This is a genomic window from Streptomyces sp. NPDC058469, assembly GCF_042721125.1.
GTDB lineage: Bacteria > Actinomycetota > Actinomycetes > Streptomycetales > Streptomycetaceae > Streptomyces.
Genome location: NZ_JBHXME010000118.1, coordinates 12,880 through 34,545, shown reverse-complemented (window position 1 = coordinate 34,545; position 21,666 = coordinate 12,880). Strand labels below are relative to the sequence as shown.

At 71.4% G+C, this 21,666-nt stretch carries 24 protein-coding genes; 13 read left to right on the top strand and 11 right to left on the bottom strand.

Annotated elements, in window-relative coordinates; translation table 11 throughout:
- Window positions 1–89 precede the first annotated feature (89 nt).
- The 3 genes from ACFWP5_RS36880 to ACFWP5_RS36870 form a co-directional block, all read right to left on the bottom strand.
- Complete coding sequence (locus ACFWP5_RS36880; protein WP_384166957.1) at window positions 90–311, bottom strand: hypothetical protein; 222 nt, start codon at window positions 309–311, stop codon at window positions 90–92.
- 38 nt (window positions 312–349) lie between these two features.
- Entirely contained in the window at window positions 350–1,612 is a 1,263-nt protein-coding gene (locus ACFWP5_RS36875) for an anion permease (protein ID WP_384166954.1), read from the bottom strand.
- A gap of 98 nt (window positions 1,613–1,710) precedes the next feature.
- Window positions 1,711–2,490: a lysozyme gene (locus ACFWP5_RS36870; protein WP_384166951.1), complete on the bottom strand. Its 780-nt coding sequence runs from the start codon at window positions 2,488–2,490 to the stop codon at window positions 1,711–1,713.
- A 197-nt stretch (window positions 2,491–2,687) separates the two neighbouring features.
- On the opposite strand from ACFWP5_RS36870, the gene ACFWP5_RS36865 reads away from it, so the two are divergent.
- From ACFWP5_RS36865 to ACFWP5_RS36855, 3 genes are all read left to right on the top strand, one after another.
- Entirely contained in the window at window positions 2,688–3,431 is a 744-nt protein-coding gene (locus tag ACFWP5_RS36865) for a class II aldolase/adducin family protein (RefSeq protein WP_384166948.1), read from the top strand.
- A 609-nt stretch (window positions 3,432–4,040) separates the two neighbouring features.
- Window positions 4,041–5,168 (top strand): alpha/beta hydrolase family protein, encoded by a 1,128-nt coding sequence (locus ACFWP5_RS36860; RefSeq protein ID WP_384166945.1) that lies wholly within the window; start codon window positions 4,041–4,043, stop codon window positions 5,166–5,168.
- A 222-nt stretch (window positions 5,169–5,390) separates the two neighbouring features.
- Window positions 5,391–6,803, top strand: coding sequence for a hypothetical protein (locus ACFWP5_RS36855; protein WP_384166942.1), 1,413 nt, complete (start codon window positions 5,391–5,393; stop codon window positions 6,801–6,803).
- A gap of 6 nt (window positions 6,804–6,809) precedes the next feature.
- Here ACFWP5_RS36855 and ACFWP5_RS36850 read toward each other — a convergent pair whose 3' ends face one another.
- Window positions 6,810–7,223 carry a VOC family protein gene (locus tag ACFWP5_RS36850; RefSeq protein ID WP_384166939.1) on the bottom strand — a complete coding sequence of 138 codons (414 nt, stop codon included), beginning with the start codon at window positions 7,221–7,223 and terminating at the stop codon, window positions 6,810–6,812.
- Window positions 7,224–7,366: 143 nt separating this feature from the next.
- Entirely contained in the window at window positions 7,367–8,257 is an 891-nt protein-coding gene (locus tag ACFWP5_RS36845) for a neutral zinc metallopeptidase (RefSeq protein ID WP_384166936.1), read from the bottom strand.
- Between the two features lie 344 nt (window positions 8,258–8,601).
- Between ACFWP5_RS36845 and ACFWP5_RS36840 the strand changes: the two genes are divergently transcribed.
- From ACFWP5_RS36840 to ACFWP5_RS36830, 3 genes are all read left to right on the top strand, one after another.
- On the top strand, window positions 8,602–10,200 hold the full coding sequence (locus ACFWP5_RS36840; protein ID WP_384166933.1) for an ABC-F family ATP-binding cassette domain-containing protein: 1,599 nt from the start codon (window positions 8,602–8,604) through the stop codon (window positions 10,198–10,200).
- Between the two features lie 353 nt (window positions 10,201–10,553).
- Complete coding sequence (locus ACFWP5_RS36835) at window positions 10,554–10,772, top strand: helix-turn-helix domain-containing protein (protein ID WP_019060653.1); 219 nt, start codon at window positions 10,554–10,556, stop codon at window positions 10,770–10,772.
- A gap of 117 nt (window positions 10,773–10,889) precedes the next feature.
- Window positions 10,890–11,702 (top strand): enoyl-CoA hydratase/isomerase family protein, encoded by an 813-nt coding sequence (locus tag ACFWP5_RS36830; RefSeq protein ID WP_384166930.1) that lies wholly within the window; start codon window positions 10,890–10,892, stop codon window positions 11,700–11,702.
- A 44-nt stretch (window positions 11,703–11,746) separates the two neighbouring features.
- Here ACFWP5_RS36830 and ACFWP5_RS36825 read toward each other — a convergent pair whose 3' ends face one another.
- Window positions 11,747–12,520, bottom strand: a complete 774-nt coding sequence (locus tag ACFWP5_RS36825; protein WP_384166927.1) for a nucleopolyhedrovirus P10 family protein — start codon at window positions 12,518–12,520, stop codon at window positions 11,747–11,749.
- A gap of 87 nt (window positions 12,521–12,607) precedes the next feature.
- Between ACFWP5_RS36825 and ACFWP5_RS36820 the strand changes: the two genes are divergently transcribed.
- Genes ACFWP5_RS36820 through amaP form a run of 5 tightly spaced genes read left to right on the top strand, consistent with a single transcriptional unit; the run spans window position 12,608 to window position 14,981 of the window.
- Window positions 12,608–13,093 (top strand): Asp23/Gls24 family envelope stress response protein, encoded by a 486-nt coding sequence (locus ACFWP5_RS36820; RefSeq protein ID WP_200686701.1) that lies wholly within the window; start codon window positions 12,608–12,610, stop codon window positions 13,091–13,093.
- Window positions 13,094–13,148: 55 nt separating this feature from the next.
- Window positions 13,149–13,334, top strand: a complete 186-nt coding sequence (locus ACFWP5_RS36815; RefSeq protein WP_019060657.1) for a hypothetical protein — start codon at window positions 13,149–13,151, stop codon at window positions 13,332–13,334.
- Complete coding sequence (locus ACFWP5_RS36810) at window positions 13,331–13,723, top strand: Asp23/Gls24 family envelope stress response protein (protein WP_384166923.1); 393 nt, start codon at window positions 13,331–13,333, stop codon at window positions 13,721–13,723. The genes ACFWP5_RS36815 and ACFWP5_RS36810 overlap by 4 nt, the downstream gene beginning before the upstream one ends.
- Complete coding sequence (locus ACFWP5_RS36805; protein WP_384166920.1) at window positions 13,720–14,397, top strand: DUF6286 domain-containing protein; 678 nt, start codon at window positions 13,720–13,722, stop codon at window positions 14,395–14,397. Before ACFWP5_RS36810 ends, ACFWP5_RS36805 begins: the two co-directional genes overlap by 4 nt.
- Window positions 14,398–14,402: 5 nt before the next feature.
- Window positions 14,403–14,981: an alkaline shock response membrane anchor protein AmaP gene (amaP, locus tag ACFWP5_RS36800; protein ID WP_384166917.1), complete on the top strand. Its 579-nt coding sequence runs from the start codon at window positions 14,403–14,405 to the stop codon at window positions 14,979–14,981.
- Between the two features lie 7 nt (window positions 14,982–14,988).
- Here the strand turns inward: amaP and ACFWP5_RS36795 are convergent, their stop codons facing one another.
- From ACFWP5_RS36795 to ACFWP5_RS36775, 5 genes are all read right to left on the bottom strand, one after another.
- Window positions 14,989–15,744 (bottom strand): SDR family oxidoreductase, encoded by a 756-nt coding sequence (locus ACFWP5_RS36795; protein ID WP_384166914.1) that lies wholly within the window; start codon window positions 15,742–15,744, stop codon window positions 14,989–14,991.
- 5 nt (window positions 15,745–15,749) lie between these two features.
- The gene (locus tag ACFWP5_RS36790; RefSeq protein WP_384166911.1) at window positions 15,750–17,537 is read right to left on the bottom strand and encodes a glycoside hydrolase family 15 protein; all 1,788 of its coding nucleotides are present in this window, start codon (window positions 17,535–17,537) and stop codon (window positions 15,750–15,752) included.
- A gap of 71 nt (window positions 17,538–17,608) precedes the next feature.
- Window positions 17,609–18,403 carry an SURF1 family protein gene (locus tag ACFWP5_RS36785; RefSeq protein ID WP_384166908.1) on the bottom strand — a complete coding sequence of 265 codons (795 nt, stop codon included), beginning with the start codon at window positions 18,401–18,403 and terminating at the stop codon, window positions 17,609–17,611.
- Between the two features lie 85 nt (window positions 18,404–18,488).
- The gene (locus tag ACFWP5_RS36780; RefSeq protein WP_384166905.1) at window positions 18,489–18,722 is read right to left on the bottom strand and encodes a hypothetical protein; all 234 of its coding nucleotides are present in this window, start codon (window positions 18,720–18,722) and stop codon (window positions 18,489–18,491) included.
- Between the two features lie 93 nt (window positions 18,723–18,815).
- Window positions 18,816–19,802 carry a DEDDh family exonuclease gene (locus ACFWP5_RS36775; protein WP_384166902.1) on the bottom strand — a complete coding sequence of 329 codons (987 nt, stop codon included), beginning with the start codon at window positions 19,800–19,802 and terminating at the stop codon, window positions 18,816–18,818.
- A gap of 172 nt (window positions 19,803–19,974) precedes the next feature.
- On the opposite strand from ACFWP5_RS36775, the gene ACFWP5_RS36770 reads away from it, so the two are divergent.
- Window positions 19,975–20,772 carry an acetoacetate decarboxylase family protein gene (locus ACFWP5_RS36770; RefSeq protein WP_384166899.1) on the top strand — a complete coding sequence of 266 codons (798 nt, stop codon included), beginning with the start codon at window positions 19,975–19,977 and terminating at the stop codon, window positions 20,770–20,772.
- Window positions 20,772–21,656, top strand: a complete 885-nt coding sequence (locus ACFWP5_RS36765) for an SDR family NAD(P)-dependent oxidoreductase (RefSeq protein WP_384166896.1) — start codon at window positions 20,772–20,774, stop codon at window positions 21,654–21,656. The genes ACFWP5_RS36770 and ACFWP5_RS36765 overlap by 1 nt, the downstream gene beginning before the upstream one ends.
- The last annotated feature ends 10 nt before the right edge of the window (window positions 21,657–21,666 follow it).

Sequence of the window (21,666 nt, the reverse complement as noted above, 5' to 3'; positions counted from 1 at the left end):
ACGCGCGGGGGGCTGGTGGGCACCCCGGGTGGGGGGGGGGGCGGGGTTGCCCCCCCCCCCACCCCACGTTCCGTTCAACTGGCGGCCTGTCAGGCCACGATCAGATAGATCCCGTACGCCACCGCCGCCGCGCAGGCCACGAAGCAGGCGTACGCGCCGGTCAGGGCGAGGGGCGCGGAGTCGCCCTGGGCGGTGGCGCGTTCGCGGCGCGAGAGGCCGACGATGCCGAGGGTGAAGACCGCCACCAGGGCCACGGTGGCCACGAGGCTGACGCCGAAGACGGAGCCGAGGGCTGCCCAGTCGATGTGCATGCTGCTTCTTCCTTGTTACCGGGGGCTGGGTGCTCGGGTCAGACGGTGGCGGCCGGCGGGGTCGCCGGGTCGGACTTCACGACGGGGGCCGGGTTCACGGGAGGCGAGAGGATCGTCGCCGTGAGGCCTTCGGAGAGGGCGACCGACGGGGGCGGCGGGGTCACGGCGGCGATCGCGGTCGTCACCACGCCGGCCGGTTCGTCGATCTCGTTGACGTTCGAGGCGTCGACGACCTGGCGGCGGGAGAGCAGCCAGATGGCGGTGCTGGAGGCGACCAGGAAGACGGCCACCAGCGCGGTGCCCCAGTCGCCGAGGCCTGTCACGGACTCGGCGAGCGCGCCGACCAGCGCGGCGGCCGGCAGCGTCAGGCCCCAGGCGACGAACATCCGGGTCGCGGTCGACCAGCGGACGACACCGCCCTTGCGGCCGAGGCCCGCGCCCATCACGGAACCGGAGACGGCGTGCGTGGTGGAGAGGGAGAAGCCGATGTGCGAGGAGGCCAGGATGACCGCGGCGGCGCTGGTCTGGGCGGCGAAGCCCTGCTGCGGCTGGAGGTCGGTCAGGCCCTTGCCCATGGTGCGGATGATGCGCCAGCCGCCGATGTACGTGCCCATCGCGATGGCCAGACCCGCGGAGAGGATGACCCAGGTGGGCGGGTCCGAGTCGGGGGCGATGGAGCCGCCGGCGACCAGGGCCAGGGTGATGATGCCCATCGTCTTCTGCGCGTCGTTCGTGCCGTGGGCCAGCGAGACCAGTCCGGCGGAGGCGATCTGGCCGACGCGGAAGCCCTTGTCGGCGGCCTTGCCGCCCGCGTTGCGACTCAGGGCGTAGGAGAAGCGGGTGGCGAGCATCGCCGCGATGCCCGCGACGATCGGGGCGGCGATCGCCGGGAGCAGCACCTTGGTGACGAGGACGTCGCCGTGGACCGCGCCGGTGCCCGCCGAGGCGATGGTGGCGCCGATCAGGCCGCCCATGAGGGCGTGTGAGGAACTGGACGGCAGGCCGACGAGCCAGGTCACCAGGTTCCAGAGGATCGCGCCGACCAGGGCGGCGAAAATGACCTCGGGACGGATGCCGCTCTCATCGACGAGACCCTTGGAGATCGTGTTGGCGACCTCCACGGAGAGAAAAGCGCCCACCAGGTTGAGGGTGGCCGACATGGCCACCGCGACCTTGGGCTTGAGCGCACCGGTCGAGATGGTGGTGGCCATCGCGTTGGCGGTGTCGTGGAAACCGTTCGTGAAATCGAACGCGAGTGCGGTGACCACCACAATCGCGAGGATCAGCGAGAAGCTTTCCATTTACCCAGGCAATCGTTCGAAGTCATTGGCGCGTTGACCGTAGGCAATGTGGATGAACGGAAGATGAACTGAGGGGGTATCCGTGGTGTCCGGATTGCCTAGTAACCGCGGGCGAACTTCCGCAGTTGGCTCGCCGTCCCGTTGAAGAGATTCTGGTCACCCGGCAGCCTCCCGCTGTTGTCGTACTGCCAGAAGGTCCAGTACGACCATCCGGCGGGCAGCGAGCCCGCGTCCGCCGAGTCGTGGCGGGCGATCCACAGTGCGTGTGTCGAGGCCAGGGCGCTGTTGTCGCCCGTGCAGGTCTTCCACCACAGGGTGGTCGTGTAGATCACCGGGCGGCGGCCGGTCTCCCGGTTCACCTCGGCGCTGAAGGCCTTGATCCAGTTGACCATCCCGGTCTTGCTCAGGCCGTAGCAGCCGTGCTTCTTGTCGTACGGGTTGTATTCGATGTCCAGCGCGGGCGGCAGCGTCCAGCCGTCCGCCTTCCAGTCGCCGCCGTGCGCCACGAAGTACGCGGCCTGGCTCGCTCCTGACGACCTGTCCGGCAGGGCGAAGTGGTACGCGCCGCGGACGATGCCGGCCTTGCGGGCGCCGTTGTACTGCCGGCCGAAGTAGGGGTTGCGGTAGGTGGTCGACTCGGTCGCCTTGACGTAGACGAACGTGGCGCCCTTCGCCTTCGCGCTCGGCCAGTTGACGTTCTTCTGGTGCGAGGAGACGTCGTGTCCCTTCGCCGCGCTCGCGGCGGCGGCCGGGATCTCGGCGAGCGCGAGCGTGGTCGCGCCGGCGGTGAGCGCGGCGACGGCGGCTGCGACGAGGCGGGCGCGGGGGTGGGTGCGGAGGAGGGTGCGGGTCGGGGACGGTTTGCGATCACGGGCCATGTTTCCCCCGGGGAATGGCGGCGTGCACGACAAATCCCCCAGAGGTTATTGGAAGATCTGTCGATGCCGGTCGGTCTCCAGCCAAGCGACTGGAGTGGGCGGTTCACGCCCATATGTCATCTTTCGGATGCGCGGCTTCCGGCCTAAAGTGCCTTCGCCCGAACGTGCGTTGGGACACCGGCTGACAGGATCGCGGCATGGCTGAGCAACGGCGGGACCAGCGGGACGGGCGGGATGCCCGGGAGAGTGCGGGGACTGTGGGGGACATGCGCGGGAGGAGTGTGCGCGCCGATAAGGCGCACGCCTGGGGCGCGCTCGTCGCGACGGCGCGCCGGACGGTCTCCGACGGACTGGTCGTCGGCACCTCCGGGAACGTCTCGGTACGCGTCGGCGACACCGTCCTGGTCACACCCTCGGGCGTCCCCTACGACCGCCTGGCTCCCGCCGACGCGGTGGGCGTCGACCTCGACGGCCGGCAGGTGCTCGGCACCCTGCTCCCGACGAGCGAACTGCCCATGCATCTCGCCGTCTACCGCAGCACCGACGCCCACGCCGTCGTCCACACCCACGCCGTCCACGCGACGGCCGTCTCGACCCTCGTCCCCGAACTCCCCTCGGTCCACTACATGTCCGGCGCGCTCGGCGGCCCGGTCCGGGTCGCCCCGTATGCGACCTACGGCACCGAGGAGTTGGCCGAGAACATGCTCCGCGCCCTCACGGACCGCTCCGCCTGCCTCCTCCAGAACCACGGCACGATCGCCTACGGCGCCTCCCTGGACCAGGCGTTCGACCGGACGGCCCAGTTGGAGTGGATGTGCCGACTGTGGCTGACGGCGTCGTCGGTGCCGGGTCTGTCACCGACGTTGCTGACGGGGGAACAGGTGGCGGAGGCGGGGGAGCGGTTGCGGGGGTATGGGCAGCGGGGGCGCGCGGCGAGGTGAGGGGGAGAGGGCGGTGGAAGTGAGGGGGAGGGGAGAGCACGGCGAGGGTGAGGGAGCGGGTTTGGACGGCGGAAGCGAGAGGGTGAGGTCGCTGGGGGTGGGGTGGGGGTGATGGTGGTGGCGTGAGGTCGGCGGTGAGGGGGCGAGGTCGGCTGGGGTGAGGGTGGCGGGGGTGAGGGTGGCCGGGGCGATGGATCAGGGGACGCGATGGCGAGGGTGAGCGCGGCGAGGGCCAAGGGGCGCTGTCGGCGGCTCGCTTCCTTCGGGTCCTTCCCCGAGGTGTGCTTCCGGCGAGGACCCTTCCGGCGGTGCCCGAGCTGCCTCGCATCACCCGCATCACCCGCATCACCCGCACGGCGTCGCGTCACCGGCCCGCCTCGCGTCGTCCTCGTGCTCCGCGTCACCGGCCCGCCGCGCATCACCCTTAAGGTCCCGCGCGACCGGCACCGTCCCCTCACCATCACCCGCATCGCCGCTCAAGCAGCGCCCGCCCCACCGGCGCCGTCCCTCCCACCGCCACCGAAACACCCCGCCCCGGCACACCCCCCGCTCAACACCCCACGCTCCCTCCCACTGGCCGGTAACCCGGTCCCCCGGGACACTGGACCCGTGCGCACAGTCAAAGCGACGGCCGCGGCCGTCTCCGTGGCCCTCGCGGCCGGTGCGGCCGGCGTCGCCGTCGGTCGGTACGCCAGTGACGCCGCGCTGAAGGCGTCGCCCGGCCGCCCCCTGCCGACCGAACCCCGGCTCACGGTGCACTCCACCGCCGCCGGACAGATCGTGCTCACCCGGGACCTGGCCTCTCTGCGCCCCGGCACCTACGGCCTCGCCGGCGACGGCTCCCACGCGGTCGTCGGCCCCGTCGTCGACAAGGCGTCGCCCTCCGCCGACGCCGTCGTACGCCGCCTGGAACGCGTCACCCACGGCACCCTGCGCCCCGGCGACAAGGTGTGGCTCACCCCGAACGTCCACATCGGCAACCCGAGCGCCGCCCTCGGCCTGGACCACGCCGACATCGACATCCCCGGCGAACTCGGCTCCCTGCCCGCGTGGTTCGTACCCGGAGCGCGCAGCACCTGGGTGATCGCGGTGCACGGCCTGGCCGCGACCCGCGAACTCTCCCTGAACGCCATGGAGTTCCTGCACCGCAACCGCTTCCCGGTGCTCGCCCTCGCCTACCGCGGCGACCTGGGCGCACCCCGCAACCCCGACGGCCTGGGTCACCTCGGCGAGACCGAGTGGCGCGACCTGGACGCGGCGATTCGCTACGCCGTGCGGTACGGCGCCGAGCACGTCGTCCTGTACGGCTGGTCCACCGGCGCCACCATGGCCCTGCGCGCCGCCGCCCACTCCGCGATGCGCGACCGCGTCTCCGGCCTGGTGCTGGACTCGCCGGTGCTGGACTGGGAGACGACGCTGCGCGCCCTCGCCACCGCCCGGCACACGCCGGGCGCGCTGCTGCCGCTGGCGGTCCGTGCCGCGCAGGGCCGCACCGGTCTGCACGGCGACCGCATCGCCGAGGCCGCCGACCCGACCCGGCTCCGGGTCCCGACCCTGATCTTCCACGGCCCGGACGACACGGTGGCCCCCTGGGCCCTCTCCCGCCGCTTCGCCGCGCACCGTCCCGACCTGATCACCCTCCAGCCGGTCGCCCACGCCCCGCACAGCGCGATGTGGAACGCCGACCCGGCCGGATACGAGGAGATCCTGCGCCGCTTCCTGACGCCGCTGATGTGATCCGCGCACCGCTGACGTGATCCACCGCCCCGTACCGGGCGCCCCCCTTCACCACCCCGGACTCCCACCCTCACCACACCCCGCCGACCTTCCGTTTAGCCCTGTACCACTGGCCTGATCCCGGTCCCCAGCAGCCCGCGGGACCCCGTACCCTGGCCCTCCCCGTCGCCCGCCGTGACATTCCGTTTGGGTTTTCCGACCGTCAACCGGAAGACTGCACCCGTGACGTCCCGTATCCCGCGCGACTCCAGGCTTCGACTCGTCCGCCCGCGACCCCTGGCCGCCGCCCCCCGAGCGATGAACCAGCGGCGCTCGCGCCGCCCCGCACCCCGCCCTCCGGAGGGCACACCGGCCCCCGCGGAACTGGCCAGAATGGCACGCTCCGGCCTGGCCGGAGCCGCCCGCGTCGCCCACTGGGCCGACGCCGCACTACGCCCCGGCCGTGACAGCGCGAGCCCCGACGGCAAGGGCACCCTCTCCGATTCGACCGCCGAACTCGCGGCCGAGGATCTCGGCCTGACCCCGGCTCAGGTCCGCGCCGACTGGGACACCGCCCGCCTCGCCGGCCTCGTCGAGGTGCACGGCGACAGCGCCCGCCCCGGCTGGCGGCTGCGCGCCTGGGACCGCGACGACAGCGCCGTACTGCGCGGCTGGGTCGCCCTCTTCGACGCCTGGTCGCTCGCCCACCCGGAACCCCGGGAGCACGAGCCCTCAGCCGTCGCCGAGGTCGTCTCGGCCATGCCTCAGGTGCTCTCCTTCCTCCAGCTGTCCGCCGGCCCCGTCCCCGTCGAACAGCTCCTCGACCTCCTCGGCCAACGGGTCACCGAGCTGCGCACCGAGCGCTGCGAGATCCCCTACGGCCCCCAGCCCGAACCCGTCCAGCAGCCACCGGCCGCCGACACACCCCTCGACGCCCCTCTCGACCCCCTCCTCGACTGGGCCCTGCACGCCCTCGCCTCCGTCGGTGCCCTCACCTACGGCGACGCCCAGGCCACCCTCACCCCGCTCGGCAGCTGGGCGGTCTGGGTCAAGCTGGAGCAGATCTGCGTGGCCGCGCAGAGCCCCGCCGGAAACATCGAGCAGTCCGCCGAGGACATGCTCCGCGGCTGCTCCCAGCTCCGCCCGAACGCCGCCCGCGCCGAATACCGCGCCTGGCTCGCCGCCCGCACCGTGGGCACCGCGGTCGGCCGGCTGATCGACGCCGCCCGCGGCGAGGACGCACTGCTGCGCGGCCTCGCCTTCGAGGCGCTGCGCGTCGTCGGCGCCCCGGCCGAGCCCGACGTCCGCGCCGTCGCCGACGAGGCCACGCTGCGGCCGTACGCCCTGCTGTGGCTCGCCGAGCACGACGGGATCGACCCGGAGGACGCCTACGAGGTCCTCACCCGTGCCGAGGCCACCTGGCTGTGGGTCGACACCGCGGCCGCCGTCGCCGACCACGGGGAGGCTCCGCTGCTGGTGCGGCACCTGGAGTCAGCCATCCAGCCGACCGTCCCGATGCTCCTCGACGAGGTGCGCGCCGTCGGCCATCCCCGCACCGTGCAGGTCCTCGTCGCGCTCGCCGCCGCCCACCCCGACCCGGCACTCGCCAAGGCCGTACGCCGGGCGGCCTTCCAGGTGCACACGGGGGGAAGCTAGGCGGAGTCAGGTCCCTATTTCCGGAGCGTACGTACCGAAGCTCCAGATGTTGCCCTCGGCGTCCCGGGCCATGTAGTCCCGCGATCCGTAGTCCTGGTCCGTCGGGGGCATCAGGATCTCCGCGCCGTGCTCCACGGCCCGCCGGTGATGGGCGTCTACATCGTCCACGACGATGTACACCCCGGCGGGACCCGCGCTCTTCATCGCCTCGTCGAAACGGCCGCCGCGGCCCTTGGAACCGAGCATCACCGCCCCGTTGCCCTGCACCAGCTCGGCGTGCGTCACCGAGCCGTCCTCGCCCTCGTACACCGCCAGCTCGGTGAAGCCGAAGGCCTCCGTGAGCTGCCGGATCGCCGCCTTCGCGTCCGCGTACAGCAGGGACGGGTAGATGCTCGGACGACCGCTGTTCTCGCCTGCCATGCCGATCACTTCCTTGTGCGTCTGGTGTTGTCAGCTGTTGTCGGGTTCCTTGGCGTTTCCGCTGCTTCGATCGCTTTCGACGAGTCTTGCACCCGCCACTGACAACGCCCCCGCGAACCGGGTACCGCGACCGACGACCGCCGTCAGCGGAAGGTGTTGCACTGCGCCATGTCCCCGGTCCGGTAGCCCTGGTAGAACCACTGCTGCCGCTGCGCCGCCGACCCGTGCGTCCAGCTCTCCGGCGTCACCCGGCCCTGGAACCGCTCCTGGATCCGGTCGTCGCCCACGGCCGCCGCCGCGTCCAGCCCGTCCTTGATGTCGGCGTCCGTGAGGCTGGTGATCAACGGCCGCCCGGTCGACTCGTCCTTCGTGGTGGTCGCGTGATGCGCCCACACACCCGCGTAGCAGTCCGCCTGCAGTTCCACCTTCACCGCGTTGCTGTTCGCGCCGGTCCGCCCGTCCTGCGACCTGCCGAGCGTGCCCATCAGGTCCTGCACGTGATGCCCGTACTCGTGCGCCACCACATACGCCTGCGCGAACGGCCCGCCACTGGAGCCGAACTTCGTCCGCAGCTCGTCGAAGAACCCCAGGTCCAGATAGACCTTCCGGTCACCGGGACAGTAGAACGGCCCCACCGCCGAGGTCGCCGTCCCGCACGCGGTGGCGACCTGCCCGCTGAAGAAGACCGTCGGCGACCGCGTGTACGTACCGCTGCGCCGCCCGAACTCCTGCGTCCAGAAGTCCTGCACGCTGTTGACCACCGCCACGATGCGGCAGTCCTCCTTGGTGTTCGCGTCCTGCCCGGTACGGCAGGTCGACTGCACCTGGGCCAGCGAGGACGCGGTGGCCGCCGGGGACTCGCTGCCCGACGACAACCCCAGGTTGTCCGGACCGACACCGAAGAAGAGCCCGAGCAGCAGCGCGATCAGCCCCGCGAGACCACCGCCCACGGTCGCCCGGCCACCGGGAATCCGGCTGCCGCGCACGTCCTGCACCTCGGAGGTGTCCAGATTCGCGTCGTCGTCGAACTGCATGGCGTCATCCTCGCCCGCAGCTCCCGGCGGGGCGCCGGACGAGGGGCCGAACGGGGGACGGCCCCCGGCCCCGCCCACCGAGCCTGCACGCACGCGCGTGCCGTACGTCACGGTGCGGCGCCGCTCGTCTCCCGGCACCGGCCCGGACCGCCCAGCTCATCGCCGTGGACGGCCTGTACCGGACCACCCCGCACCGCCCGTCCCGCGGCAGGACCCGCCGCACACAGGAAAAGCGCTTGCACGACCCCGTTAGACTTGGCCCATGGCCATTCTCCTCGCGCATTAGACGGCGGGAACGTCATCAGCCGCCCCTTCCGCCTACGACCCCGCTCTGGAGTCTGACCGTGATCTCCGCCTCCGGTATCGAGCTGCGCGCCGGTGCCCGCGTCCTCATCGAGTCCGCCACCTTCCGTGTCGCCAAGGGCGACCGCATCGGTCTGGTCGGTCGCAACGGCGCCGGCAAGACCACCCTGACCAAGGTCCTGGCCGGGGAGGGCCAGCCCGCCGGCGGCACCGTCACCCGCTCCGGCGAGGTCGGCTACCTCCCCCAGGACCCCCGCACCGGCGACCTGGACGTGCTCGCCAGCGACCGCGTCCTCTCCGCGCGCGGCCTGGACACCCTGATCCGCAAGATGCGCGAGAACGAGCAGCGCATCGCCAACGGCAGCGGCGCCACCCGCGAGAAGGCCATGCGGCAGTACGAGCGCCAGGAGACGGAGTTCCTCACCAAGGGCGGCTACTCCGCCGAGGCCGAGGCCGCCACCATCGCCGCCGCGCTGAACCTGCCCGACCGGGTTCTCGGCCAGCCGCTCCATACGCTCTCCGGCGGTCAGCGCCGCCGTATCGAGCTGGCCCGCATCCTGTTCTCCGACGCGGACACGCTGCTCCTCGACGAGCCCACGAACCACCTCGACGCCGACTCGATCGTCTGGCTGCGCGACTACCTGAAGACGTATCGCGGCGGCTTCATCGTGATCTCCCACGACACCGACCTCGTCGAGACGGTCGTCAACAAGGTGTTCTATCTGGACGCCAACCGCGCCCAGATCGACTACTACAACATGGGCTGGAAGCTCTACCAGCAGCAGCGCGAGGCCGACGAGAAGCGCCGCAAGCGCGAGCGGCAGAACGCCGAGAAGAAGGCCGCCGCCCTGCACTCGCAGGCCGACAAGATGCGTGCCAAGGCCACCAAGACGGTCGCCGCGCAGAACATGGCCAAGCGCGCCGACCGGCTGCTCGCCGGGCTCGACGCGGTGCGCGTCTCCGACAAGGTCGCCAAGCTGCGTTTCCCGGAGCCCTCGCCCTGCGGCAAGACCCCGCTCATGGCGGAGGGCCTGTCGAAGTCGTACGGCTCCCTGGAGATCTTCACCGACGTCGACCTGGCCATCGACAAGGGTTCGCGCGTCGTGATCCTCGGCCTGAACGGCGCCGGCAAGACGACCCTGCTGAAGCTCCTCGGCGGCGCCGAGAAGCCGGACACCGGCGAGGTCATCGAAGGCCACGGCCTGAAGCTCGGCTACTACGCGCAGGAGCACGAGACCCTCGACCCGGAGCGCACGGTCCTGGAGAACATGCGCTCCGCCGCCCCCGACCTGGACCTGGTCGAGGTCCGCAAGACGCTCGGCTCGTTCCTGTTCTCCGGTGACGACGTCGACAAGCCCGCCAGCGTCCTGTCCGGCGGCGAGAAGACCCGCCTCGCGCTCGCCACCCTGGTGGTGTCGTCCGCGAACGTCCTCCTCCTGGACGAGCCGACGAACAACCTGGACCCCGCCAGCCGCGAGGAGATCCTCGGCGCGCTGCGCACCTACAAGGGCGCCGTCGTCCTCGTCACCCACGACGAGGGCGCCGTAGAAGCTCTCCAGCCCGAGCGCATCATCCTGCTGCCGGACGGCGTCGAGGATCTGTGGGGCGCGGACTACGCGGATCTCGTCTCGCTCGCCTGACGGTCGGTGCCGCTCGACCGAATGCTTGATCCACGGCGTATGGATCATTCGGCCCACCGGTGATCCACCATCTGTGTGAGATCTCCTCGTACCGAGGTGTGTCCTACATCGATTTCCCGGCCGAGCCCTTTATCGACAAGGGCTCGGCCGTCCTGCGTCTCTGACCAGGTACTTCACGGAACAACTCGTTCGGCCGTACGGACACGACCCTCAGGAATTCCACATTCCACTTGTGGGGACGCACTCCTGTCGTCAAAACCTTGTCTTACGGACCTTGCCGAATGGGTGGCCATGAACGCTTGGAGGGGTGATCATGAGGAGACCAAGAGCGCACTTCCCATGAGGAGGCACGGGTGGCCGAGACTCTGAAGAAGGGCAGCCGGGTAACCGGCGCCGCGCGCGACAAGCTCGCGGCAGACCTGAAGAAGAAGTACGACTCCGGTGCGAGCATCCGAGCGCTGGCCGAGGAGACCGGCCGCTCGTATGGCTTCGTCCACCGGATGCTCAGTGAGTCGGGCGTCACGCTTCGTGGGCGTGGCGGGGCGACACGGGGCAAGAAGGCTTCGGCCTGACCCCGGGTGGCTCATCGGCTTCGATGGTGGCCACCCGGTCGGACGACTGACCGGCCGGGTGGTTACTGTGCAGTCACTTAGCTCTGCTCTGCTGACCGCACACATCGGAGGCGCCCCATGGCTTCGCCCGACCAGGACGACAAGGACCTCGGTCCCGTACTCGACAAGGACGGCGTACGGCTCACCGTCGACGACGCGATCGCCACGGTGACGCTGACCAACCCGGCCAAGCGCAACGCTCAAAGTCCTGCTCTCTGGCGGGCGTTGGCGGAGGCCGGGCGGTTGCTGCCGGGCACCGTCCGTGTCGTGGTGCTGCGTGCCGAGGGCAAGTCCTTCTCGGCCGGACTCGACCGGCAGGCGTTCACGCCCGAGGGCTTCGACGGCGAACCGTCGTTCATCGACCTCGCGCACCACAGTGACGCCGTGCTGGACGGGACCATCGCCGAGTACCAGGCGGGCTTCACCTGGTGGCGGCGCAGCGACATCGTGTCCATCGCCGCCGTACAGGGGCATGCCATCGGGGCCGGATTCCAACTCGCCCTCGCCTGTGACCTGCGCGTCGTCGCCGACGATGTGCAGTTCGCCATGCGCGAGACCAGCCTCGGACTGGTGCCCGACCTGACCGGCACACATCCGCTCGTGGGTCTCGTCGGCTACGCCCGCGCGCTGGAGATCTGCGCGACCGGGCGCTCCGTCCTGGCCGAGGAAGCCGTCAGCACCGGCCTCGCGAACATCGCCGTACCCGCCGACCAGGTCGAGGACGCCGTACGCGACCTGGCGACCGCGCTGCTGTCCGCACCGCGCGACGCCGTCATCGAGACCAAGGCGCTGCTCCAGGGCGTCCAGGGCCGTGCGTACGACGACCAGCGCGCCGCCGAGCGCGCCGCCCAGGCACGACGACTGCGCGACCTGGCCGGCGTCGGCGAATAGGCGTCCAACAGGAGTCCGCCGATCCAGGTTCGGTTGATCCAGGTTCAGCCGAACCTGGTGATCAGCACCGCCACGGTCGGATGACCGGGCAGCGCCTCGCCGACCCTCGCGCGGACCTCCCGGGCCACATCCAGGGCCCGGTGGTCCGCGCGCACCGCGAGTTCCACGCGCGCGTGGAGGCGCGGCAGCGCTCCCTCGCCCGCGACCTCCTCGATGTGCACCGCCCGCCCCAGCCCGCCCAGCGCACCGGTCAGCCGGGCCACACCCGGGACGGCGAGCGCGGTCGCGGCGACCAGGGACTCGCCGTCGCCGTCAATGTCGTCCACACCGTCAATGTCATCAACATGGTCAATGTCGGCGGCGGAGGCGTGATCCGCAGCGTCCGCACGGTCGGCATCGTCCATGCCATCCATGTCGTCCATATGGTCCAGCAGGACCGTCACCTGTAGATCAACCTCAACCACCACCAGACCGAGCCGCTCCGCCGCGGCCGTCGCCAGGGCCGTACGCAGCCGCGACGCCATGGCCGGCAGGGGCTCGGTCGCCACGGCGGCGAAGTCGGCCGTGATCCGCAGCGGACCGGGCGGCAGCGCACCCGGCGGAGGCGGTACGGCGGGCTCGTGCGCGTCCTCCGGATCGGCGAGCGCGATCCGCAGCGCGCCCAGCCGCACGCCCCGTACGGTCTGCGCCGCGCCCTGCAGCAAGGCCTCGGCCGCCCGTTCCGCGATCCACGCGCCGTCGCGCCGATCACCCAGGGGCAGCAGCCTGCCGAGCCGCAGTTGATGCCGTACCGCTCGCGTCCACGCGTCCGCCGTCATTCCCCCAGCCTGCCGCATGTCCAGCGCGAGACCGAGCAACCGCAACTACCGTGGTTGAAGGACGACGACCGAAAGGGATGTACGGCGATGACCGACATGACGGAGCGGAACCGGACGCAGGACCCCGACGGTGAGCGGGAGCCCGTACAGACCCGCAAACCCCCCACCAAACGCGGCGGCGGCGACCCCGCGTCCCGGGGGCGGACCACCATCGCCGACGGCGTCGTGGAGAAGATCGCCGGGCTGGCCGCCCGGGACGTCCTCGGCGTCCATGCCATGGGAAGCGGGCTGTCCCGCACCTTCGGGGCCGTGCGCGACCGGGTGCCCGGCGGTACGAAGTCGGTGTCCAGGGGCGTGAAGGCCGAGGTCGGCGAGGTGCAGACCGCGCTCGACCTGGAGATCGTCGTCGACTACGGCGTGTCGATCGCGGACGTGGCCCGGGCCGTACGGGAGAACGTCATCGCGGCGGTGGAGCGGATGACCGGCCTCGAAGTCGTCGAGGTCAACATCGCGGTGAGCGACGTGAAACTGCCGGACGAAGAGGACGACGAACCGGAGCCCCGACTCCAGTGACCGAGCCGGCGAACGAGCCCATGAGCGGGCCGACGAACGAGTTGAGGAGCGCAGGATGAGCAGGGCCGTGGTCGGCATGATCGCCGGAATGGCACTGGGCTTCGCCGGATACTTCGGCGGGTTCGGGGCCTTCCTGCTGGTGGCGGCCCTGGGCGCCATCGGGTTCGTCGTCGGCCGGTTCCTGGAGGGGGACCTGGAACTCGGCGACTTCTTCCGCTCGCGCGACGACCGGCGGCGATGACGCCCGTGAGCGGCGGGGACCGCGCGGTCGACGAGCGCGGCAGACCCTCCGCGGTCGTCGCGCCCGGCGAGCGGGGCGCCACCCGGATCGCCGACCGGGTCGTGGCGAAGATCGCCGCGCAGGCCGCGCGCGAGGCGCTCGGACCGCTGCCCCCGGAGGCCGCGACGCCGCATGCCACCGTCGTCGTACACCACGGAACCGTACGCGTGCGCGTGCACCTCGAACTCGACTATCCCTGCGACATCGGCGACCGCTGTTTTCAGGTGCGTCGACAAGTGGTTCAGCGGGTACGCGCGTTGGTGGGCATGGAAGTGCCCGAGGTCGCCGTCCACGTGGAACGGCTCCATCCGGCACAGGCGCACCGCGCGGCACAGGGGAGGACGCGATGAGCGAGCCCCAGGGCTCCGAAGGCACGACCCAACGACTACCGGTCATCGAGAAGGAGACCGATCCGGGACACGGCGGGCACACCGCCGCCTCGGACTACGATCCCGTTCCCGTCGTCCATGACGGGGACGGCAAGGGCGGCCGCTTCTGGTCGGCACGCCGCGTCCCCGCGGGCATCGTCGCCGTCCTGCTGCTCGTCGGCGCCGGCGCCCTGCTCTACGACGTCACCGCCGTGCGCGCGGAACGGCCCGCCGCGCACTGGCGCCGGGAACTGGCCCGGCAGCTCGCCCAACGGCCCCTGGACGACACCTGGGTGCTCGTCGGCGCCGGCATCGCCGCCGCCCTCGGCCTCTGGCTGATCGTGCTCGCGGTCACGCCCGGCCTGCGCCAGGTGCTGCCGATGCGCCGCACCCACGCCGACGTCCGGGCCGGCCTGCAACGCGCCGCCGCCGCGATGGTGCTGCGCGACCGCGCCATGGAGGTCTCGGGCGTGCAGTCGGTACGCGTGCGCACGAGCCGGACCAAGGCCGACGTCCGCGCGGTGTCGCATTTCCGTGAACTCGACGACGTACGGGCCGACTTGGACGCCGTGCTCGGCGACGCGATCACCGGGCTCGGGCTGGCCCGGCCGCCCGCGCTGTCGGTGCGCGTCGGCCGTTCCGGACGGAAGGGGTGAGGCCGGTGCTCAGGGTCGTCAACCGCGTGGTGATCGGTGTCGTAGGCCTCGTACTGCTCGTGCTCGGCGGCTCCGTGCTGGCCGTCGGCCTCGGCGTGAAGCCGCCCTCCTGGTGGATCTACGACGGGCGTCACGACGTCCTGCTGAGCGACGCCCGGCGGACCCGCTGGCGGGGCGACGGCTGGTGGTGGCCGACGGTCCTCGCCGCGCTCGCCGTCCTCGTCCTGCTCGCCCTGTGGTGGCTCGTCGCGGTGCTACGGCGGCGCCGGCTCACCGAGGTCGCCGTCAGCACCGGCGACGGTGAGGGCGCGCTGCTGCGGGGCCGGGCCCTGGAGGGTGTCCTCGCCACCGACGCGGGCGCGCTGGAAGGCGTGGCCCACGCGCACGTGCGGCTCGCCGGCAGCCGCACGGCACCCGAGGTCCGCGTCCAGCTCCAACTGGAACCCCACGTGGACCCCGGAGTGGCCCTCGACCACCTGACGGCCAACGCCCTCACCCACGCCCGCGATTCGGCGGGCCTGGAGGCGTTGCCGACAGAGGTCCGCTTGACGGGCGTCAAGCACCGTGCGGAGCGGGTGAGTTGACGGTTCGTCAGAACCCGTGCCGCATCCCGCCGTCGACAGGCACCATGATCCCCGTCAGATAAGAAGCGGCCGGCGACAGCAGGAACGCGGCGACGCGTCCGAACTCCTCCGCCGCCCCGTACCGCCGTAGCGGAATCCGCGACTCGTTGGCCGCGCGTGTGGCCTCCGGGTCCGCGGACAAACCGTCCAGCTCGCGCACGCGATCCGTGTCGATGCGGGCCGGCAGCAGCCCCACGACACGGATGCCGCGCGGTCCCAGCTCGTCCGCGAGGGACTTGGCGAAACCGGCCAGACCGGGCCGCAGCGCGTTCGAGATCGTCAGCCCGGGGATCGGCTCGTGCACCGACCCGGAGAGTACGAACCCGATGACACCGCCCGCCTGCAACTCCTCGGCCGCCGCGCGGGCGAGCCGCACCGCGCCCAGAAACACCGACTCGAACGACGCCTGCCACTGCTCGTCGGTGCTGTCGGCGACGAACCCGGGCGGCGGTCCGCCGACGCTCACGAGGATGCCGTCGAAGCCCCCGAAGTGCTCGCGCGCGGCGGCGATCAGCCGGGCCGGCGCCTCCGCGTCGGCGTTGTCGACGGCCACCCCGACCGCGTTGGGCCCCAGTTCGGCCGCCGCGTCGGCGGCCCGCTTCTCGTCCCGCCCGGTGACGACCACCTTCGCGCCGTCGGCCACCAGTTCGCGCGCGGCGGCGTTGCCCAGCCCGCGGGTGGCCCCGGTGACGACGTACACCCGGTCCTTCAGTCCAAGATCCATGGCACCTATCCTGCCTCCTCGTCCCCGAACAGGGCGAGGGCGGTGTTCACCAGGCCGATGTGGCTGAACGCCTGCGGGAAGTTGCCCAGCTGACGGCCTGCCACGGGGTCGTACTCCTCCGCGAGCAGCCCCACGTCGTTCGCGAGGCCCACCAGCCGCTCGAACAGCACCCGGGCCTCCTTCCTGCGGCCCGTCATCTGCAGCGCGTCCACGAGCCAGAAGGAGCACGCGAGGAAGGCGCCCTCGTCGCCGGGCAGCCCGTCCACGGGGGTGTCGGCGGCGGTGTCGTAGCGGCGTACGAAGCCGTCGTGGCCCAGGGCCTCGCGGACCGCGTCGACCGTGCCGACGACCCGCGGATCGTCCGGCGGCAGGAAGCCGAAGCGCGGGATGAGCAGCAGGGCGGCGTCGAGTTCCTGCGAGCCGTAGTACTGCGTGAACGTGTTGCGCACCGGGTCGAAGCCGTTCTCGCACACGTCCCGGTGCACCTCGTCCCGCAGCTCGCGCCAGCCCGCCAGGTCCCCGGACAGGTCGGAGTACTCCTCCAGGGTGCGGACGGCCCGGTCGGCGGCCACCCACACCATGACCTTGGAGTGCACGAAGTGCCGGCGCCCGCCGCGCACCTCCCACAGGCCCTCGTCCGGCTGCCGCCACTGCTCGCGCAGCCACTCCAGGAGGACGCCCTGGAGGGACCACATGTGCGGCTTGGGCGACAGGCCCGCGCGCCGGGCCAGCCACAGGGAGTCCATGACCTCGCCGTACACGTCGAGTTGGAGCTGGTTGACGGCGTCGTTGCCGATCCGGACGGGCGCCGAACCGGCGAAGCCGGAGAGGTGCGGCAGTTCAAACTCGGGGAGCCGTCGCTCGCCCGCCACGCCGTACATGATCTGCAGGTCCGCCGGGTCGCCCGCGACCGCGCGCAGCAGCCAGTCGCGCCAGGCCTCGGCCTCCTTGTGATAGCCCGCCGAGAGGAGCGCGCCGAGGGTGAGGGTGGAGTCGCGCAGCCAGCAGTAGCGGTAGTCCCAGTTGCGGACGCCGCCCATCTCCTCGGGCAGCGAGGTGGTGGCCGCGGCGACGATGCCACCGGTCGGCCGGTAGGTGAGGGCCTTGAGGGTGATCAGGGACCGTACGACCGCGTCCCGGTAGGGGCCGTCGTAGCGGCAGCGGGCCGCCCAGTGCTTCCAGTCCCTGACGCTGGTGCGCAGCGACTTGTACGGGTCGACGAGCGGAGGGCGGGGCTCGTGCGAGGGGTGCCAGGTGAGGACGAAGGCGACCTTCTCGCCGGCCTCGACCGTGAACTCCGAGAGCGTGCTGAAGTCCTCGCCCCAGGTGCGCACCTCCGGCTCGCTGCGCAGCCACACCGAGTCGGGGCCCGCGACCGCCACGCGATGCCCGTCGGACCGGCGCATCCACGGCACGACCGCGCCGTAGTCGAAGCGCAGGCGGAGCCTGCTGTGGACGGTGACCTTGCCGCTGATGCCCTCCACGATGCGTACGACGTCGGGGGCGCGGTGGCGCTGGGGCATCAGGTCGGTGACGCGGATCGTGCCCTCGTCGGTCTCCCACTCCGTGTCCAGGACCAGGGTGTCGGGGCGGTAGGCGCGGCGGGTGCAGCGGTCGGCGCCCTTGGGGGCGATGCGCCAGTGGCCGTTGTCCTCGTCGCCGAGCAGTCTGGCGAAGCAGGCGGCCGAGTCGAAGCGTGGCAGGCACAGCCAGTCGACCGAGCCGTCCATGCCGACCAGGGCCGCGGTCTGTTCGTCGCCGATGAGGGCGTAGTCCTCGATACGTGGGTGCACGGGGTGCGGGTTCCCTCCCTACCGGCGGGGCAATCAAGGTTCGGGGCCGGGCGGGTGAAGTGCGGGCTGTCTCACACGGTCGCGGGCTCGGCCTCCGCCGTCTCTACTTCCTTGGCCGCCGCCTCCCGGCGGTCGCGGGCCTCGCGGCGCGCCAGGACGACGTAGCCGACCGGGACGGCCGCGGCGAACAGCCACCACTGGATCATGTACGCGTAGTTCAGCGGGGCGTCTTCCTGGCCCGGGTCGGAGATCTGCTGCGGCGTGTCGCCCTTCGCCTCGGGCGCGGTCTGCTCGACATAGCCGCCGAGTACCTGGGCGTTGAGCCGCTTCGCCTGTTCCTCGCTGTTGATCAACATGATCTGCCGGTCGGGCAGGCCCTTGATGTCCTTGATGCCGCTCGCCGCGGTCGTCTCGTCGGCCATCAGACGCCCCGTGACGGTCGTCCTGCCGCTCGGCGGCGCGGGGATCTTCGGGAACGCGGTCTGCGCGCCGTTCGCCGGGATCCAGCCGCGGTTGACCAGCACCACCTTGCCGTCCGTCAGCACGAACGGGGTGAGCACATGGAAGCCGACCTCGTCGTCGTCATTGGTACGACGCCGGACGACGACTTCCTTGGAGGTCTCGAAGGTGCCCGTCGCGGTGACGGTGCGGTATCTCTCGGTACGGGACACCGCGTGCCCCGGGGTGCTGATCCGCTCCACGGGCACCGGCTCGGCGTGCAGCGCGTTCGTCACCAACTGGTTCCGGGCGCTGCGCATCTCGTAGCGGTGCATCTGCCAGATGCCCAGCCTGATCATCGTGGGGATCAGGAGAAGGGTGATCAACGCGAGGATCACCCACTGCCGGGACATCAGGAAGCGGTACACCCCACGACCGTACAACTCGGTCGTGGGGTGCATTCAGGCGGGTACCGGAAGGGATGTCGGACACGGCTTCCGGATGGCCGGTGGCTCACACCTTGTCGACGATCCCCACCTGCCCCTCCGCCCGCGCGCAGTGGCCGCCGCAGAACCAGTGGCCCTCGACCTCCACGCCCTGGCCGATGATCTGCACCCGGCAGTGCTCGCAGATGGGGGCCATGCGGTGGATCGCGCAGGAGAAGCAGTCGAAGACGTGCACCGCGCCCTGCGCGTGCACCTCGAAACTCATGCCGTAGTCATTGCCGCACACTTCACATCTCGCCATGCGCCACAGGGTGAGCCGTCCACCCGGCACGGGCGAGCGCGCGCGGGGCGAGTCGTACGACAATCACCCGTCCGTACGGTCACCAGGGCGCCGTCAGTCCGCCGCCTCGACATCCCGCAGCAGCTGTCCGAACGCCGCCTCGTCCACCACAGGGGTGCCGAACTGCCGCGCCTTGACCACCTTCGAGGTGCCCGAGTCCGGGTCGTTCGTGACGAGCAGGCTGGTCAGCCGGGACAGGCTCGTCGCGACATGCAGGCCCGCCTCCACGGCCCGGTCCTCCAGCAGCTCGCGCTCGATGGACGTGTCCCCGGAGAACGCGATCCGCATCCCCTGCTTGAGCGGCCTGCCGTCCTCGAAGCGTCCCGGGTTGGGGTAGGGGCACGCGGGCCGCTTGCGCGCGGGACGCCAACTCCCCGCCCCGAAGCCGCCGTAGCCCCCGGCCTGCTGCCCGATCCGGGGCGCGGGCCGGTCCGTCCACTCGGTCAGCGGCCGGCACTCGTGCAGCGGCAGCCGTACGCCGCCCTGGGCCGCCGCGCGCAGGCTCGGCCGGAACGCCTCGGCGAGCACGCGCGCGTCGTCCAGCGCGTGGTGCGCGCGCTGCTGGACGACACCGAAGTGCGCGGCCAGGGACTCCAGTTTGTGGTTGGGCAGCGGCAGACTCAGCTCCTTCGACAGGGCGATGGTGCACAGCCGCTGACGGACCGGGGGGTCGATCTGCACGCGCGCGTACTCCCGCGCGATCATCTGCCAGTCGAAGACCGCGTTGTGCGCGACCAGGACCCGGCCCTCCAGGCGGGTCGCGAACTCCTCGGCGATGTCCTTGAAGAGGGGCGCGCCCTCCAGGACGTCAGTCGTCAGACCGTGGATCCACACGGGGCCGGGATCGCGCTGCGGGTTGACCATCGTGTACCAGTGGTCCTCGACCTCGCCGAGCGCGTCCAGACGGTAGACGGCCGCGGAGATTATCCGGTCGTCCCGGGCCAGGCCGGTGGTCTCCACGTCAACTACCGCGTACCCCTGGGGATACGCGGCCGGCCACGGAGTGGCGGCGGACACTGCGGGCGAGTGGTCTTCGAGCATGGTCACTGAGGATACGGGCCACCACTGACAGTCCTGTCCCTCAGGTGGCCTGCCCCGCCCGCCCGTTCGGGTCCGCCGAATGCGCGTGCGCGTGGCTATGGACCTTTTGCCCGCCCGGTGCAAGCGTGCTGCCCGCCTGACGGATGACGGCCTACGAAGGGCGGTACGGCGTATGGCACGCGTACGGTACGGCGCACGGACCGAGGCGGAGATCGCCGCCGCACGCACAGCGAGCTCCCAGCTCCCCGACATCTGGTCCACCGGTGTGGTGGCCGTCTGGGAGAGCGACCCGGACGCGGTCGCGGCGGTCCTCCCGCCGCCCCTCAAGCCCACCGGGCGGCCCCTGGTCCGGGTGAACATCAGCAAGGTCGAGCTGACCGGATACCCCCTGGGCGCGGGCTCGTTCGCGGTCGCCGCCGCGCACGACGGCGTCGAGGGCTGGTACCCCCTGGTGATGCCGATGACCCACGAACGGGCCCTCACCGGCGGCCGTGAGGTCTTCGGGGAGCCCAAGAAACTCGGCGAGGTGACCGTCGAGCGCGTGGGCCTCGTCGTGCACGCGTCCCTCGCCCGGCACGGCATCGCCTTCGTCGAGGTCCGCGGCGCGATCAGCGAGGAACTGCCCCTCCCCGGGCCGACGCAGAAGACCGACTTCTACTTCAAGTTCCTTCCCGCGGTGGACGGTTCGGGCTTCGACGCCGACCCGGTGCTCGTGCACTGCCTGCGCAACGAGAAGGTCCGCCGACTGGAGCGCGTCACCGGAGACGTCGTCCTGCGCGAGTCCGTGTACGACCCGGTCGCCGACCTCCCCGTGCGCACCCTCGTCGACATCACCATCGGCGAGAAGACCAGCGACCAGCGCGGCAAGGTCGTCGAACGGGTCGACGCGCAGGCCCTGTTGCCGTACATCCACCAGCGCTACGACGATCCGCAGCAGATCCACGACGGACCGCCCGAGGGGAGTGCCTGATGGAGTTGAGGGAGGGTCAGGTCGCCGTCGTCACCGGGGCCGCGAGCGGGATCGGGCTCGCGATGGCACGGCGGTTCGCCGCCGACGGGCTCAAGGTGGTACTCGCCGACGTCGAGGAGGGCGCCCTCGACAAGGCCGCCTCCGATCTGCGCGCCGACGGTGCCGACGTGCACGCGCGCGTGGTCGACGTCGGCGTACGCCAACAGGTCCTGGATCTCGCCGAGTCGGCCTACGAGACGTACGGCGCCGTCCATGTCCTGTGCAACAACGCCGGGGTCGGCTCGGGTGCCGAGGGCCGGATGTGGGAGCACGAACCGAACGACTGGCAGTGGGCGTTCGCCGTCAACGTGTGGGGCGTCTTCCACGGCATCCAGGCGTTCGTGCCGAGGATGATCACGTCGGGTCAACCCGGTCATGTCGTCAACACGTCCTCCGGGGACGGCGGTATCGCCCCGCTGCCCACCGCCTCCGTGTACGCCGTCACCAAGGCGGCCGTCGTGACGATGACCGAGTCCCTGTACGCCCATCTGAGGGCGGAGCACGCGCGTGTGGGCGCCTCGGTGCTGTTCCCGGGGCCGCACATGCTGCGCACGGGTCTGTGGGAGTCGCACCGCAACCGGCCCGACCGGTACGCGAAAGAGCGCCCCCGTAGGACCCCTTACCGCAGCCTCGACCAGTGGGAGACCGCGATGAAGGAGGCGGGCAGGGACGTCGAGTTCACGCCCGTCGAGGAGGTCGCCGACCTCGTCGTGGACGGCATCCGCGCGGACCGCTTCTGGCTGCTGCCCGAGAGCGAGCACAGCGACGCCCAGATCCGGGCAAGGGCGGGCTCGATGCTCGACCGGACGAACCCGTCGTACCTCGAAAACTTCATCCTGGACTGAGGGGGCTGTT

Bases quoted from the DNA above. Each gene is read 5' to 3' on its own strand.
- ACFWP5_RS36795 (WP_384166914.1), bottom strand. From the start codon at position 15,744: ATGGATCTTGGACTGAAGGACCGGGTGTACGTCGTCACCGGGGCCACC.
- ACFWP5_RS36825 (WP_384166927.1), bottom strand. From the start codon at position 12,520: ATGACGGCGGACGCGTGGACGCGAGCGGTACGGCATCAACTGCGGCTC.
- ACFWP5_RS36875 (WP_384166954.1), bottom strand. From the start codon at position 1,612: ATGGAAAGCTTCTCGCTGATCCTCGCGATTGTGGTGGTCACCGCACTC.
- ACFWP5_RS36850 (WP_384166939.1), bottom strand. From the start codon at position 7,223: ATGGCAGGCGAGAACAGCGGTCGTCCGAGCATCTACCCGTCCCTGCTG.
- ACFWP5_RS36780 (WP_384166905.1), bottom strand. From the start codon at position 18,722: ATGGCGAGATGTGAAGTGTGCGGCAATGACTACGGCATGAGTTTCGAG.
- ACFWP5_RS36870 (WP_384166951.1), bottom strand. From the start codon at position 2,490: ATGGCCCGTGATCGCAAACCGTCCCCGACCCGCACCCTCCTCCGCACC.
- ACFWP5_RS36770 (WP_384166899.1), top strand. From the start codon at position 19,975: ATGGCACGCGTACGGTACGGCGCACGGACCGAGGCGGAGATCGCCGCC.
- ACFWP5_RS36765 (WP_384166896.1), top strand. From the start codon at position 20,772: ATGGAGTTGAGGGAGGGTCAGGTCGCCGTCGTCACCGGGGCCGCGAGC.
- ACFWP5_RS36810 (WP_384166923.1), top strand. From the start codon at position 13,331: ATGACGCCCGTGAGCGGCGGGGACCGCGCGGTCGACGAGCGCGGCAGA.
- ACFWP5_RS36880 (WP_384166957.1), bottom strand. From the start codon at position 311: ATGCACATCGACTGGGCAGCCCTCGGCTCCGTCTTCGGCGTCAGCCTC.
- ACFWP5_RS36775 (WP_384166902.1), bottom strand. From the start codon at position 19,802: ATGCTCGAAGACCACTCGCCCGCAGTGTCCGCCGCCACTCCGTGGCCG.
- ACFWP5_RS36820 (WP_200686701.1), top strand. From the start codon at position 12,608: ATGACCGACATGACGGAGCGGAACCGGACGCAGGACCCCGACGGTGAG.
- ACFWP5_RS36845 (WP_384166936.1), bottom strand. From the start codon at position 8,257: ATGCAGTTCGACGACGACGCGAATCTGGACACCTCCGAGGTGCAGGAC.
- ACFWP5_RS36805 (WP_384166920.1), top strand. From the start codon at position 13,720: ATGAGCGAGCCCCAGGGCTCCGAAGGCACGACCCAACGACTACCGGTC.
- ACFWP5_RS36830 (WP_384166930.1), top strand. From the start codon at position 10,890: ATGGCTTCGCCCGACCAGGACGACAAGGACCTCGGTCCCGTACTCGAC.
- ACFWP5_RS36865 (WP_384166948.1), top strand. From the start codon at position 2,688: ATGGCTGAGCAACGGCGGGACCAGCGGGACGGGCGGGATGCCCGGGAG.
- ACFWP5_RS36815 (WP_019060657.1), top strand. From the start codon at position 13,149: ATGAGCAGGGCCGTGGTCGGCATGATCGCCGGAATGGCACTGGGCTTC.